We start from the raw sequence: 13,680 nt of genomic DNA, 5'->3' as shown, positions 1-13,680 counted from the left end.
GGGGTAAACCCGCAGTACATGTCACCCCCTCCTCCACCTTCAGGAGGTGTAGCCGGCCCCACCCCTACAACCTGAGGCGGACCCTGCTTCGGGACCTGCGGGCGATCCGCGGGAGTGGGGGTCGCTCATAGCGTGGAGCCATGACCACAGCAGTCTGCACCAGCGCGTCGGACGCCACCGCACGGGCCGCCACCCGGCCCGCAGTACGGGGTACGCAGACCCTCACGTACCCGTCGTTCTCGTCGTACATGAGGGCCAGGCAACCGGTGCTGCTGCGCACCGCACGCTCGCTGACCGCGAATCCGTGCGACGCGGAGGACCTGCTGCAGACCGCGCTGACCAAGACGTACGTCGCCTGGGAGCGGATCGAGGACCACCGGGCGCTGGACGGCTATGTCCGCCGGGCGCTGCTGAACACGCGGACCTCGCAGTGGCGCAAGCGCAAGGTCGACGAGTTCGCGTGCGACGAGCTGCCCGAGCCGGAGACGGCCGGCGGCGCGGAGGACCCGGCCGAGCAGCAGGCCATGCACGACGCGATGTGGCGGGCGATCGCGAAGCTGCCGGAGCGGCAGCGGGCGATGGTCGTCCTCAGGTACTACGAGGACCTCAGCGAGGTCCAGACGGCCGAGGTGCTCGGGGTGTCCGTGGGCACGGTGAAGTCGGCGGTGTCGCGGGCGCTGGGCAAGCTGCGGGAGGACCCGGAGCTGGTTCTCGCCCGCTAGCCGGGGGCGACGTGATGTGATCGATCACCCAGCCCTAGTGACATACCGTTCGGTATGTGAGCAGAATCAGCGCGACCCTTACTACCGCGTAGGCAATGTCGCCCCGGGAGGACGCCGTGCTGAGCACCATGCAGGACGTACCGCTGCTGATCTCCAGGATCCTGACCCACGGGTCGACGGTCCATGGAACATCGCAGGTGATCAGCTGGACCGGTGAGGGGGAGCCGGAGCGCCGTTCCTTCGCGGAGATCGGTGCGCGCTCGGCCCAACTGGCGCACGCCCTGCGCGAGGACCTGGGTGTGGTGGACGGTGAGCGCGCCGCGACCTTCATGTGGAACAACTCGGTCCATGTCGAGGCATACTTCGCGATTCCGGCCATGGGTGCGGTGCTGCACACGCTCAACCTCCGTCTTCCGCCGGAGCAGTTGGCGTGGATCGTCAACCACGCGGCGGACCGGGTGGTGATCGTCAACGGTTCGCTGATCCCGCTGCTCGCCCCACTGCTGGCCAAGCTGCCGACGGTCGAGCACATCGTCGTCTCCGGCCCCGGCGACCGCACGCCCCTCGACGGCGCCCACGCGCGCGTGCACGAGTACGAGGACCTCATCGCCGGCAAGCCGACCACGTACGACTGGCCCGAGCTGGACGAACGCCAGGCCGCCGCGATGTGTTACACCTCCGGCACCACGGGCGACCCCAAGGGCGTGGTGTTCAGCCACCGTTCGATCTACCTGCACTCCATGCAGGTCAACATGACCCAGTCGATGGGCCTCACGGACCAGGACACCTCACTGGTCGTCGTGCCCCAATTCCACGTCAACGCCTGGGGTTTGCCCCACGCCACCTTCATGACCGGCGTCAACATGCTGATGCCGGACCGCTTCCTCCAACCCGCGCCGCTCGCCGAGATGATCGAGAGTCAGCGCCCGACGCACGCGGCGGCCGTGCCCACCATCTGGCAGGGCCTGCTCGCCGAGCTGACCGCCAAGCCCCGCGATGTCTCCTCGCTCACCCAGGTCACCATCGGTGGTTCGGCCTGTCCGCCCGCGCTCATGGCGGCCTTCGACGAGCTGGGTATGCGGGTCTGCCACGCCTGGGGCATGACGGAGACCTCCCCGCTGGGCACGGTCTCGCGCCCACCGGCCGAGGCGGTCGGCACCGACCGGGAGTGGGAGTACCGGCTGACCCAGGGCCGTTTCCCGGCGAGCGTCGAGGCCCGCCTCACCGGCCCCGGCGGCGAACGGCTGCCGTTCGACGGCGAGTCGGCGGGCGAGCTGGAGGTGCGCGGCCCGTGGATCGCCGGCGCCTACTACAACGGCCAGGACGCCGAACCCCTGCGCCCCGCCGACAAGTTCAGCGAGGACGGCTGGCTCAAGACGGGTGACGTCGGCACCATCTCCCCCGACGGTTTCCTCACCCTCACCGACCGCGCCAAGGACGTCATCAAGTCCGGCGGCGAGTGGATCTCCTCCGTCGACCTGGAGAACGCCCTGATGTCCCACCCGGACGTCACCGAGGCCGCCGTGGTCGCCGTACCGGACGAGAAGTGGGGCGAACGCCCGCTCGCCACGGTCGTGTTGAAGGAGGGTTCCACCGCGGACTTCACCTCCCTGCGCGCGTTCCTCGCCGACGAGGGCAAGATCGCCAAGTGGCAGCTCCCCGAACGCTGGACGATCATCGAGTCGGTCCCGAAGACGAGCGTCGGCAAGTTCGACAAGAAGGTGCTGCGCAGGCAGTACGCCGCCGGTGACCTGGACGTCACCAAGCTCTGACGCGCACCCGCGACGACGGGTCTTCGAACGTGAGCGGTGCGGCCTCTGTTCGTCCCTGCCGGAGCGGACCCTCCCCGCGGAAGTGTGACACTTTCCCGTCGAGTGTCACACTTTCGCGCCATACCCCCCCCCGCGCCGAGCGCCCCACGCACCGCGCCACTTCGAAGATCCCGCCGCCGCGCAGGGCGTCACCGCCGTACAGCTGTCGCACCCCACCCGATCACCAGCCACACCCCCGCCACCACACACACCCCGCCCCAGCCCCAGTGGCTGAACGCCGGTCCCGCCAACGCCGAGGCAAGCGCGCCGCCCGTGAAGCCGGCGACGACGTAGGCAGTGTTGGCGGTCGCCGGGGTGGAAGTGGTGGTGAGGGCGAGGGTCTGGTTGGCGACGTGGGCGGCGACCAGGGCCGCGTGGACGGCGATCGCGGCCACGAACAGCGCCCACAGCACGTGCCCGCCCAGCCAGAACAGCGGCACGGAGACGGCCGCGAGCGCATACGCGGACCGTACGACCTTCCCCGCGCCGAACCGGTCGACGAACCCGCCCGCGAGCGGAGCCACCGCGCTGGCCGCCAGCCCGAAGAGCCCGAACAGCCCGGCGGTTGCGGTCGAGAAGCCGTAGGAATCGCCGGTCGTGCCGGTCAGGAGCAGGGCGAGGGTCGTCCACAGGGCGCTCCACGCGCCGAACATCCCCGCCTGGCGCAGGCACGCGCGCCACAGGTCGGGCGAGCTGCGGACCAGGCCGGGCAGGGCCGCGAGGCCGGCGAAGAGCGGGCCGGAGCCGCGGCGCTTCTCGGACGGGAGGACGTACGCGGTGGCGAGGCCGAGGACGAGCGTGAGGGCGGCCGAGCCGATGAAGACGACCCGCCAGCCGTAGGCCTGGCCGACCAGGCTGCCGACGACGCGCGCGGCCACGATGCCGGTGAACAGGCCCGCTATGACGGCCGCGACATGGCGGGCGCGGTGGTGGGCGGGGGCGCGTTCGGCGACCAGCGGGACGAGGAGTTGCGGGACGACGGTCGCGGCGGCGGCGACGAACACGGCGACCGCGAGGGCGGCGGTCCCGGGGGCCGCGGCACCGGCGAGCAGGGCCGCCGTGGTGGCCACGGAGAGGGCGGCGACCAGGGGACGCCGGTTCACGCGGTCGCCGAGCGGGGCGAAGAAGAGCAGGCCGGTGGCGTAGCCGAACTGCGCGACCGAGGCGATCCAGGCCACCGCCGACGGGGTCGAGCCGAAGTCGTGGGCGATGAGGGGGAGCAGCGGGCCCGCGAGATAGATGTTGGCGGCCGTCACCGCGGTGCAGACGGCGATGAGGACGAGGAAGAGACGGTCGGCGGCCGTGGGGACCGGCGCTCCCGTCGGGACCTGCACCGGCTGAGCTGTGGTTGCGGAGGACATGAGCGGTAGGACTCCTTCGAGCCAGCTCTGGCAACTAACTGGTTGGTTGGAAGCTGGAACAGCATGCAGCGCCCCGCAATTCCCTGTCAACCAAATAGTTGGTTACCGCCGCCCGCCGAGTACGCTGGCCCCATGGGAGTCAGAGACCCCGAGGCCACCAAGGCCCGGATCTTCGAGGCGGCGGTCGCCGAGTTCGCCCGGCACGGCATCGCGGGCGCCCGCATCGACCGCATCGCGTCCGAGGCCAAGGCCAACAAGCAGCTGATCTACGCCTACTTCGGCAACAAGGCGGAGCTGTTCACGCAGGTCCTCGGCAGGTCCATGCTCGACCTGGCCGTGCAGCTCCCCGTCGACCCCGACGACATCGAGGGCTGGATCGACCGCCTCATGGACTACCACGAGGCCCACCCCGAAGTGCTCCGCCTCCTCTTCTGGGAGGGCCTGGAGTACGGCACCGCCGAACTCCCCGACGAGACCGAGCGCCAGCAGCACTACGCGTTCAAGGTCGCCGCCCTCCAGGACGGCCAGGACCGGGGTGTCGTGACCGACGCGATCCCGGCCCGCGACCTCCTCTTCCTGCTGGTCGCGATGGCCAACTGGGGTGTCGTCGTACCGCAGATGCGCCGCGTCCTGGTGGGCGCGGACGACACGGACCGCGACCGCCTCCGCGAGTCGATCAAGGAGGCGGCACGGCGACTGGTCGCCAAGTAGCCGCCCCCGACCGATAGTTGAGGGTCAGTTGGTACCGATCCGGGCCAGCAGATCCACGATCCGCGACTGAACCTCGGTACTCGTCGACCGCTCGGCGAGGAAGAGCACGGTCTCACCGGAGGCCAGCCGCGGCAGGTCGGCCTGATCCACCGCGGCCGTGTACACGACGAGCGGGGTGCGGTTGAGCTGCCCGTTCGCGCGCAGCCAGTCGACGATCCCGGCCCGCCGCTTGTGCACCTGCAACAGATCCATGACGACGAGGTTCGGCCTCAACTGCCCAGCCAGAGTCACTGCATCGGCGTCACTCGCGGCCCGAGCCACCTGCATCCCACGCCGCTCCAACGTCGCGGTCAGCGCCAGCGCGATCTCCGCGTGCTCCTCGATCAACAGCACCCGCGGCGGATGCTGCTCACTGTCCCGAGGCGCGAGCGCCTTCAGCAGGACGGCGGGATCGGCACCGTAGGCAGCCTCACGCGTGGCCTGGCCGAGCCCGGCGGTCACGAGCACCGGCACCTCGGCGGCCACCGCCGCCTGCCGCAACGACTGAAGCGCCGTCCGCGTGATCGGCCCGGTCAACGGATCCACGAACAGCGCCGCCGGGAACGCGGCGATCTGCGCGTCGACCTCCTCGCGCGAGTGCACGATGACGGGCCGGTACCCGCGGTCGCTCAGCGCCTGCGTGGTCGTCACGTCCGGCGCGGGCCAGACCAGCAGCCGACGCGGATTGTCGAGCGGCTCCGGGGGCAGCTCGTCGTCGAGCGGCTGCGGCCGGGGCGTGTCCGCGATCTCGACGGCCCCACCAGGCCCGTCCAACGGCTCCGGCCCTTCGGCGGCGTTCTCGTCCGGTGCCCCTATGGCGTACGACCGCCCGGCCCCCTCGGTCATCTGCGCGAGCCGCGACTGCCCGGCCATGGAGGGCTGCGGCTGCTCACCCTGCGGATGTTGACGCGCCGCCCCGGGGGTACCGGAATCGGGCCGCGTCCCCAACTTCCGCCGCCGCCCGCCCGGTTGATGCGGCGGAGGCGTGGCGGTCGGCTGCTGCACCTGAGCGGCCTGCCGCGTGAACGGCACCCCCTGCCCCAACGTCCGCACACTGATCGCCCGCCCCTGAGTGGAGTTGGGGTCGACGGCAGCGGCACCGGCTTCAGCGGGCAACGGCTGCGCGGCCCGCGCGGCGACAGGAGTACCGGGCGCGGGCGTATTCGGGTTCGGGTTGAGGTTCGGCTGCGCGTTCGGTGCCGCGTTCGGCGCTACGGCGGGGTCGGCGCCGTTCGCCGGTACGGGCGCCGGAGCCGCGCCGGGCGCACCCGCGGCCGGGTTCGGCTGCGCGGCGGGCAGCGCCTGCGGCGGCACCGGCCCACCGGACTGGCCCTGAACCGGGGCGACTTGACCGGGGATGCCGTGCGGGGAGACGGGCTGCCCCTGAGCGGGCGCGGCCTGACCGGGAATGCCCTGGGGCGGAATCGGCTGGCCGGGAACACCGGGTGCTCCTTGGCCCTGGATTCCCTGGCCCGGGATTCCCTGAGGTGAGACCGGCCGGCCGGGAAGTCCCTGCCCCTGCACTGCCTGACCCTGGATCCCTTGCGGCGAAACCGGCTGACCGAGGTTGCCCTGCCCGAGGTTGCCCTGCCCGGGGTTGCCCTGCGCCGGGATCCCCTGTCCGGGAACCGCCTCGGCCGGCAACGGCTGCCCCGCCGGGTTCTGCCCCGGAGCGGGAAGACTCTGCGCGGGAGCAAGCTGCATGGCGGTACCGGGCTGACCCCCGACCACCTGAGCAGCGCCCGGTTGCCCAACTCCCTGCTGTCCTACGCCCTGTTGCTGCCCCGCACCGACCTGCGCCGGAATCCCCTGCTGCCCCTGCCCGGCCGTACCCTGCGCCGGAACCACCGCACCGGGCTGCCCCTGTCCCTGCACCTCGACGCCGGCCTGAACCGGGGCGCCGGCCTGCACCGGCACCGACTCCGCGCCCTGCGCCTGAGGATGCGGCTGCGGCTGAGCAACAGCCCGTCGCCGCCGCCCGGTCGGCGCGCTCGCGGGATGCGGCTGAGGCGGAGTGTGATCCTCGGACTGATCGACCGGAACGGCATCGTGCCGCCCGTCCTCACCGGGATGCCCACCGGGAACCCCACCAGGAACACCCCCGGGAACCTGCCCAGGCACAACCGGAACCCCAGGCGCGACGGGAACCCCGGGCCCAACCGGAACCCCGGGAGCCTGCGCAGCCGTAGCCCCAGCCGTAGCCCCAGAGCCCTCCGGCGTCCGATCCGCCTCGGCCGGCGGCAACGCGAACACGGTCCGCGCCCCCGCCTCCTGCGCCGCGGCCCGCTCGGCCGCAGCCGCCAGGGCCCGCCGCCGACGCCCGGTCGGCTGACCGTCCTCGCCACCGGAGTCGGAGTCGTCGGCGGCATCGGCGGAGCCGCTCGCGGGCAACGCGGCCGGCAGCGCCTGCCGTTCACCGCCCACCGGCACACCTCGCGGCGACACGGTGCCACCAAGTCCCGTACCGGAAGCGGCAGTTCCAGCGGCATGCTCCGCCGCCGTCATCACAGCGCCCTCGGAGACACCCCCGGACACACCCCCGGACACACCTGGGGAACCGTCCGCGGAATCACCGTCGGCCGCCCGTCCGCGCCGCCGCCCGGTGCCACTGGACGCACCCTCGCCGCCCGCTTCACCGGCCACCGCGACCGCCGCGGACTCATCGCCCGCCCGCCTCCTGCGCCGCCCGGTAGGCACCGCGGCCTCGCCACCGGAGTCACCGGAGTCACCGGAGTCATCGGACCCCGGCACCTCGCTCTCCAGGAACGCGTCCACGGAGGACCGCCGGGCCCGCCGACGTCCGTTGCTGGCCGAGGCGGGCTCGGGCAGGGCGAGTTCGGCGCCGCCACCGGTCGCGGCCGGAGCGGCTACCGCACCGGCTCCGCCCCCGATGGGCACCTCCAGGACATACGCGCTGCCGCTCATGCCCGGCACGTCGTGCGTCTGGAGCACACCGCCGTGCGCCCGCACGATCCCGCGCACGATCGGCTCGTGCACCGGGTCTCCCCCGGCGTACGGCCCGCGCACCTCGATCCGTACGACCTCACCGCGCTGTGCCGCCGCCACGACGACCGTGTTGTCCATATAACCGCCCACGGACGCGGGCGAGTTGCCGGTCGCGTCGACGCCCGCGACATCCGCGACGAGGTGCGCGAGCGCGGTCGCGAGGAGAACGGGGTCGACCTCGGCCTCGATGGGCGGCGCGTGCACGGCGAACTGCACCCGCCCGGGCCCGATCAGTTCCACGGCCCCGTCGACACCGGCCGCGACCACGGCGTCCAGCATCACTTTCGTACGCGAGAGGTCGTCGGCGCCGGTCTCCAGCCGCTGGTAGCCGAGCACGTTGTCGATGAGCTGCGTGATGCGCGAGTAGCCCGCCGAGAGGTGATGGAGCACCTGGTTGGCCTCGGGCCACAGCTGGCCCGCGTCATCGGCGGCCAACGCGGCCAGTTCCCGGCGCAGTTCGTCCAGGGGCCCGCGCAACGACCGCCCGAGCAGCGTGAGGAGTTGCTCGTGCCGTCCGGCCAGTTCCTCGAACCGGTCCTTCTCCCGCTCCCCGAGCGCCGCGTACCGCTCCTCGTTCGCGGCGAGTTCCTCCTCGTGCTGCTCCTGGAGTTCCTCGATCTCGGTGATGTGCTTCTGGCGCAGCGAGGTCAGCTCGGAGGCGTGCTCCTCGTCGATGCGCTCCAGCTGGTCCCGGTGCTCCTTGTCGGCCGCGTCCTTCTCCTCGGCGAGCGAGTCGTAGGGCCGCCGGTCGGTGAAGGTCATCACGGCGCCGACGAGTTGATCGCCGTCGCGCACGGGCGCGGTGGTGAGGTCGACGGAGACCCGGTCCCCGTTCTTGGCGAACAGCACCTGCCCGCGCACCCGGTGCTTGCGCCCGGAGCGCAGCGTGTCGGCGAGCGGCGACTCCGCGTACGGGAAGGGGGAGCCGTCCGCGCGCGAGTGCAGGACGAGGGTGTGCAGTTCCTTGCCGCCGAGGTCGCTGGCGCGGTAGCCGAGGATCTGGGCGGCGGCCGGATTGACGAGCACGACCCGCCCGTCCGTGTCCGTCCCCACGACGCCCTCGGCCGCCGCGCGCAGGATCATCTCGGTCTGCCGCTGCGAACGGGCCAGCTCGGCCTCGGTGTCCACGGTCCCGGAGAGGTCGCGCACGACGAGCATCAGCAGCTCGTCGGAGGTGTAGCCGTAGCCGTCGTAGGCCTGCTGGCCGTCCTCGAGGTTGGCGCTGGTGACCTCGACGGGGAACTCGGAGCCGTCGGTGCGGCGGGCGATCATGCGGGTCGGCTTGGTCCGGCCGCGCGGGTCCATCGAGTCGGGGCGCCGCATGGAACCCGGGATGAGCCGGGAGTCGAACTCCGGCAGCAGGTCCAGCAGTCCACGCCCGACGAGCGCGGTGCCCGGCGCCTCGAAGGCCTCGAGCGCGATGGTGTTCGCGTTGACGACGGTCCCGTTGGCGTTGACCAGTACCAACGCGTCCGGGAGCGCGTCGAGTATGGCTGCGAGGCGAGCAGCGCCTCGGGATGGCCTGCTGCTCACGAGACGCTTCCTCCCTGTTACCGCACCTTGCCGACCGCGTAGGCCATCTTGCCAACCGGCCCGCGACGTGTCACGCGAGGGAGTCTAAGGGCACTCCTTGTGCTCGCGGAGTGAGATGAGAGGGAGGTCGCACGCCGAAGTGACGTAGAACGTGTGACCGAGCACCCATACCTGCCGTCTTCAGTGGTTACGGCACAGATCCTCCAGCGACCTCGGCCGGGATCCTTCAGCGGCCACGGCCGAGTTCGGGCAGCAGCGGGACCATCCCGTTCCAGCGGGAGATCTCGCAGCCGTTGCTCCGGTCGTACGTCGTGTCGACGGGCCGTCCGGCCCAGGTGCCGGTGACATGGGCGGTGGCGGGGCCGCCGTAGATCATCGTGCAGATGCTGTCCGGGGGCACCGGTGCGAAGGGGTCCTTCCCCCACTGGGTGTTGCGGCCGACGGCCGCGCAGGCGCCGGTCACGTCCGGGTGGGTGCCGCCGCCGGGGTGGCAGTACAGCTCGCGCGTCCCGTCGGCCGAGCCGCCCGCGTGCCGGACGGTGACGGTGAGATGGTCGCCGCCGGACCGGTCCTCGTCACGGACGGGCGGTGGTGCGAGGGTGTGGAGCGTGCCGGGCGACGCGGTGGCGGGCACCGCGGCCAGCGAGCCGACGCCGGCGGCGGACGCGGCGGCGACCAGGAGGAGACGGAGCGGACGGAGCGGGCGGTGGAGACGGCTGACCTGGGACATGACCTGACTAACGCCCACCGCCCCCGGACGTTGCGGACACGGCGGCCGGCGACAACGGCTTTGCCCTGCGGCCCGCCTGCCTAGTACCGTGGGAGGCGATTGGTGACACCGCGCTCGTCTGTGTCATCATCTGCACGCACCTTCCGCGCTCGCGCGGGTGGTTGTGCTGGAGGCGTCGCCTAGTCCGGTCTATGGCGCCGCACTGCTAATGCGGTTTGGGACGCAAATCCCATCGAGGGTTCAAATCCCTCCGCCTCCGCACCTCACCGAAGCCCCGGTCCACGCGACTGGGGCTTCGGTCGTTCCCGGGCGTGTCCGCGAAGCTGTTCTCAGGCTGTTTTCGCAGCTCAAAAGGGGTATGGCTAACGGATTTCACATGGCGGCGGCAGTCATGTAATGTTCTTCCTGTCGCCGCGAGCGGCCCGGAAGGGCAGGGAACGGCGAAGGAAAACAAGAGAAAACAAGCACTCGTAGCTTAACGGATAGAGCATCTGACTACGGATCAGAAGGTTGCAGGTTCGAATCCTGCCGAGTGCACATCTGACGAGAGGCCCCGGAGTGATCCGGGGCCTCTCGCGTGTGCCCCGGCGTCCGTTGTTTCGAAGCCTGTGTTTCGAAGGCCGGCGGAGGTTTCGGGCGGTTCCGGGGTCGGCCCAGGAACGGCCAGGTCAGGGGCGTGAGGGGTACGTCCGGGGCGGCGAAGTGGTTCCCGGTTGGTCGATCTGTGATGAACAAGCGATGTGGACGGCCTCAGCGAGTGGCGTGTCTAGGCCCATACTGGAGTCAATGACAAAGCCAGCTGCACCGAAGCGCTATTTGCCCACCAGTCCCTTCAAGGCCCCAGCCGCGGCGGCACCCAAGCAGTTCGCCGTGGGCGACCAGGTCACACACGACATGTACGGCCTCGGCCGGGTCATCGGCATCGAGGACGGAATCGCGGTGCTCGTCGACTTCGGGTCGGTTCAGGAGCGCATCCTGAGTCCGTACGCCAAGATGAGCAAGCTGTAGGACCGCCGTGCCCGGTCACGGCACACCAGGTCCCAGCGGCCTGTAACGAACGGGAGACCTCTCATCGAACTGACCTCGTTGTTCTCCGCCCCGGAAGGGGCGACCCGCCAGTCGAACGCGGGATCGCCCCCTCCGGCGACGAACCCCTTCCAGGCCCCGGACTTCGGGGAGGACGAGACGCTGCCGTTCGACGACGGACAGTCCTTCTCGGACATGGACGAGGCCTTCCGCAGGGCGGGCTAGTCAGGGCGGGCTGGGCTTCCACGGGCACTGTCCGGCGAAGCCCGTCAACCATGTGCCGGCGCCGGTGCCAGTTCCTCGGCGGTTCCTCCGCCATGCCTTCAGCGCCCTCTGCATCTTCAGTACCTCAGCCAGTACCTCAGCACCTTCAGCGGTTTTCAGTGCTCCTTCGCCGGCCATCCGACGGCCCGGAAGACGGCGACGGGGTCCAAGTAGTCCCGCCAGTGCGTCACTTCGCGGTTCCTGACGGTGATCACGGAGACGAAGTGGTTGTCGTAGGCACGCCCGGTCCGGACGGCCCGTCCGTGCACCGCGTACTCGAGTACGACCACTGACGTCCCGGAGTCCCGGTGGACGGCCAGTCCGTCCGCGCCGCGCAGGACCATGACGTCGCCGTAGCCGCGGTACAGGTCGGCCACCGCCGCGCGTCCCTGGATGCGGCGTGGATATCCGGGCACGGAGACGACGTACTCGAAGACCACGTCCTCGGCCAGGAGCTCGAAGAAGTGATCACCGTCGACGAGGCCGGCCAGCCCCTCCTGGACGATCCGGAAGAACGGATCGAGCGCCGCGAAGTCCCCGAAGTCCTTCACCGGCATGGTCACTTCACCGCCACCACCGGTGCGGCCCAGGCACCGGCGTTGCGCCGCGCGAAGTCGTCGAAGGTGGTCGCCGGTCGGCCGGTGACCTTCTCGATGTCGGCGTTGGGCGTGGAGCCGTTGCCGGAGACGATGGCGCCGGTCAGCCGGCGGAGCATCACCGCGTAGTCGGCGGGGACGAGCCCGGCCGCGACCGCGCCGCCGATCCATGCCTCGGGGTCGATGTCCTGGTGGGCGACCGGGCGGCCGGTCACCGCGGCGATGGTGTCGGCGACCTCGGCGACGGTGAGGGCCCGCGGTCCGGTGGGCGCGTACTCCGCCCCGGCGTGGGCCTCGGGCGCGAGCAGGGTCTCCACCGCGACGGCGGCGATGTCGCCCGCGTCGACGAAGGCTTCCGTACCGCCGCCGGTAGGCACCGTGATCACTCCGTCGACGACCGGCAGATGCGCGTCGCTGAAGTTCTGCATCACCCAGGCCGGGCGCAGGATCGCGTGCGTGAGGGTGTCCCGGGCGGCGAGATCGTCCTCCACGGCCCTGATGTCGACGTCCGGGGGCGCCAGTTGGCCGCCGTAGGTGCTGAGGTAGGTGACGTGACGTACCCCCGCGGCCACGGCGAGGTCGAGGAAGGCGGCGACCTGGTCGGCGTAGGAGATCCGCAGGACGGGTGTGACGAGGTAGAGGCGGTCGGCGCCGTCGAGGGCGGCGGGGTGGGTGGTCGGGTCGTCCCAGTCGAAGCGGACGTCGGCGCCGTGGCGGGCGGCGGTGCGGGCGGACAGTCCTCGTTCGGGGAGTTGGCGGGCCACGAGGGAGCCGGTGCGGCCGGTGCCGCCGAGGACGAGGGTGGTGGGTGGTGATCCAGTCATGGCTCCATCGTGGGAGCGCGGTGCGAGCGGATCAATGCGTGAATCGCTCGATTCATTGCGTCAGACGCTCGAAGGAACCCTCATCGGGGCCGCCCGGCGGATACTGATCGGGTGGACATACTGCACGATCGCCTCGCGCGGGCCCGCGCTTCCGGTGCCGTCTTCGCGCGGACGGTGGCCGAGCCGCCGTGGGGACTGCGGCTGGCCGGGTCGATCCAGCTGGCCGTGCACACCGTCGTACGGGGCCGGGGCTGGCTGTGGCTGGAGGACCCCGGCGACGCGGTGGAACTCGTACCCGGTGAGGTGACGCTCGTCCGGGGCGGCCCCGATCACCACATCGGGCACGCGCCGGGCGCGGACTGCCTCGAACCGGCGGAGTTCCGGAACAGGCATGCCCGGGGCGGGAGTTCGGAGGATCCGCGGGCGACGGTGTTCCTGTGCGGTGCCTACCGTTTCTCGGGGGACATCGGCGCCGGGCTGCTGGAGGCGCTGCCGCAGGTGCTGACGCTGTCGGCGGCGGTCGGGGATCCGTTGCGGGACGTGATCGGCCTGCTCTCCCACGAGTTGGCGACACCGGCGCCGGGCGAACCGGGCGGGCCCACGGTCCTGGACCGCCTCCTGGACGTCCTCCTCGTGCTCGCCATCCGCAACGACTTCCGGCACAGCCCCAACGCGCCCCGCTGGTACCGGGCTTGCGCGGACCCCCGCCTCAACGCCGCGCTCCAGGCCGTCCACGAGAACGCCGGCCACCCCTGGACGGTCCCCGAACTCGCCGCGATCAGCGGCCTGTCGCGAGCGGCCTTCGCCCGCACCTTCCGCGAGGCCCTCGGCCAGACCCCGATGCAGTACCTGACCGACTGGCGGATGGCCCTGGCCCGCGACCACCTCCGCACCGGCGACCTCACTCTCACCGCCATCTCCCGCACGGTCGGCTACGGCTCCCCCTACGCCTTCGCAGCGGCCTTCACCCGCCACCACGGCGAACCCCCGGGCAGCTGGCGCCAACGGGAGTCCCACCTCGCGAACGACCCTGCCCCGCACACCCATTGACACCCCG

11 protein-coding genes and 2 tRNA genes are annotated in these 13,680 nt (G+C 71.4%); 8 read left to right on the top strand and 5 right to left on the bottom strand.

The features are described 5' to 3' along the window. The first annotated feature begins 140 nt into the window (after positions 1–140). Positions 141–722 (top strand): SigE family RNA polymerase sigma factor, encoded by a 582-nt coding sequence (locus OG588_RS24530; protein ID WP_405949175.1) that lies wholly within the window; start codon positions 141–143, stop codon positions 720–722. A 95-nt stretch (positions 723–817) separates the two neighbouring features. Then, on the top strand, positions 818–2,494 hold the full coding sequence (locus OG588_RS24525) for a long-chain fatty acid--CoA ligase (RefSeq protein WP_405949174.1): 1,677 nt from the start codon (positions 818–820) through the stop codon (positions 2,492–2,494). Positions 2,495–2,682: 188 nt separating this feature from the next. On the opposite strand, the gene OG588_RS24520 is transcribed toward OG588_RS24525, so the two are convergent. Further along, positions 2,683–3,894: an MFS transporter gene (locus OG588_RS24520; RefSeq protein ID WP_405949173.1), complete on the bottom strand. Its 1,212-nt coding sequence runs from the start codon at positions 3,892–3,894 to the stop codon at positions 2,683–2,685. A gap of 132 nt (positions 3,895–4,026) precedes the next feature. Between OG588_RS24520 and OG588_RS24515 the strand changes: the two genes are divergently transcribed. After that, complete coding sequence (locus OG588_RS24515; RefSeq protein ID WP_366096661.1) at positions 4,027–4,605, top strand: TetR family transcriptional regulator; 579 nt, start codon at positions 4,027–4,029, stop codon at positions 4,603–4,605. A 24-nt stretch (positions 4,606–4,629) separates the two neighbouring features. On the opposite strand, the gene OG588_RS24510 is transcribed toward OG588_RS24515, so the two are convergent. Both OG588_RS24510 and OG588_RS24505 read right to left on the bottom strand, forming a co-directional pair. Beyond that, positions 4,630–9,183: a PAS domain-containing protein gene (locus OG588_RS24510; RefSeq protein WP_405949172.1), complete on the bottom strand. Its 4,554-nt coding sequence runs from the start codon at positions 9,181–9,183 to the stop codon at positions 4,630–4,632. A 226-nt stretch (positions 9,184–9,409) separates the two neighbouring features. Further along, on the bottom strand, positions 9,410–9,913 hold the full coding sequence (locus tag OG588_RS24505; RefSeq protein ID WP_405949171.1) for an SSI family serine proteinase inhibitor: 504 nt from the start codon (positions 9,911–9,913) through the stop codon (positions 9,410–9,412). A gap of 168 nt (positions 9,914–10,081) precedes the next feature. Here OG588_RS24505 and OG588_RS24500 point away from each other — a divergent pair. From OG588_RS24500 to OG588_RS24485, 4 genes are all read left to right on the top strand, one after another. Then, positions 10,082–10,172, top strand: a tRNA-Ser gene (locus OG588_RS24500). Positions 10,173–10,377: 205 nt separating this feature from the next. After that, positions 10,378–10,450: transfer RNA gene (locus OG588_RS24495), tRNA-Arg, on the top strand. 249 nt (positions 10,451–10,699) lie between these two features. Then, positions 10,700–10,921, top strand: a complete 222-nt coding sequence (locus OG588_RS24490) for a hypothetical protein (protein ID WP_026150079.1) — start codon at positions 10,700–10,702, stop codon at positions 10,919–10,921. A 78-nt stretch (positions 10,922–10,999) separates the two neighbouring features. Then, positions 11,000–11,164, top strand: coding sequence for a hypothetical protein (locus tag OG588_RS24485; protein ID WP_366096658.1), 165 nt, complete (start codon positions 11,000–11,002; stop codon positions 11,162–11,164). A 155-nt stretch (positions 11,165–11,319) separates the two neighbouring features. Here OG588_RS24485 and OG588_RS24480 read toward each other — a convergent pair whose 3' ends face one another. Together OG588_RS24480 and OG588_RS24475 are read right to left on the bottom strand one after the other, a co-directional pair. Beyond that, positions 11,320–11,760: a nuclear transport factor 2 family protein gene (locus tag OG588_RS24480; RefSeq protein WP_405953198.1), complete on the bottom strand. Its 441-nt coding sequence runs from the start codon at positions 11,758–11,760 to the stop codon at positions 11,320–11,322. Between the two features lie 2 nt (positions 11,761–11,762). Further along, entirely contained in the window at positions 11,763–12,623 is an 861-nt protein-coding gene (locus OG588_RS24475) for an NmrA family NAD(P)-binding protein (RefSeq protein ID WP_405949170.1), read from the bottom strand. Between the two features lie 111 nt (positions 12,624–12,734). Here OG588_RS24475 and OG588_RS24470 point away from each other — a divergent pair, with 111 nt between their 5' ends. Then, on the top strand, positions 12,735–13,673 hold the full coding sequence (locus OG588_RS24470; protein ID WP_405949169.1) for an AraC family transcriptional regulator: 939 nt from the start codon (positions 12,735–12,737) through the stop codon (positions 13,671–13,673). The last annotated feature ends 7 nt before the right edge of the window (positions 13,674–13,680 follow it).

This window comes from Streptomyces prunicolor, assembly GCF_045162825.1.
In the GTDB taxonomy this organism is placed as follows: Bacteria; Actinomycetota; Actinomycetes; order Streptomycetales; family Streptomycetaceae; genus Streptomyces; species Streptomyces prunicolor.
This window is presented reverse-complemented; position numbering and strand designations above follow the sequence as displayed.

Excerpts from the sequence above, each read along its gene's own strand:
- OG588_RS24475 (WP_405949170.1), bottom strand. The coding sequence starts at position 12,623 with ATGACTGGATCACCACCCACCACCCTCGTCCTCGGCGGCACCGGCCGC.
- OG588_RS24490 (WP_026150079.1), top strand. The coding sequence starts at position 10,700 with ATGACAAAGCCAGCTGCACCGAAGCGCTATTTGCCCACCAGTCCCTTC.
- OG588_RS24480 (WP_405953198.1), bottom strand. The coding sequence starts at position 11,760 with ATGCCGGTGAAGGACTTCGGGGACTTCGCGGCGCTCGATCCGTTCTTC.
- OG588_RS24505 (WP_405949171.1), bottom strand. The coding sequence starts at position 9,913 with ATGTCCCAGGTCAGCCGTCTCCACCGCCCGCTCCGTCCGCTCCGTCTC.
- OG588_RS24525 (WP_405949174.1), top strand. The coding sequence starts at position 818 with ATGTCGCCCCGGGAGGACGCCGTGCTGAGCACCATGCAGGACGTACCG.
- OG588_RS24520 (WP_405949173.1), bottom strand. The coding sequence starts at position 3,894 with ATGTCCTCCGCAACCACAGCTCAGCCGGTGCAGGTCCCGACGGGAGCG.
- OG588_RS24530 (WP_405949175.1), top strand. The coding sequence starts at position 141 with ATGACCACAGCAGTCTGCACCAGCGCGTCGGACGCCACCGCACGGGCC.
- OG588_RS24515 (WP_366096661.1), top strand. The coding sequence starts at position 4,027 with ATGGGAGTCAGAGACCCCGAGGCCACCAAGGCCCGGATCTTCGAGGCG.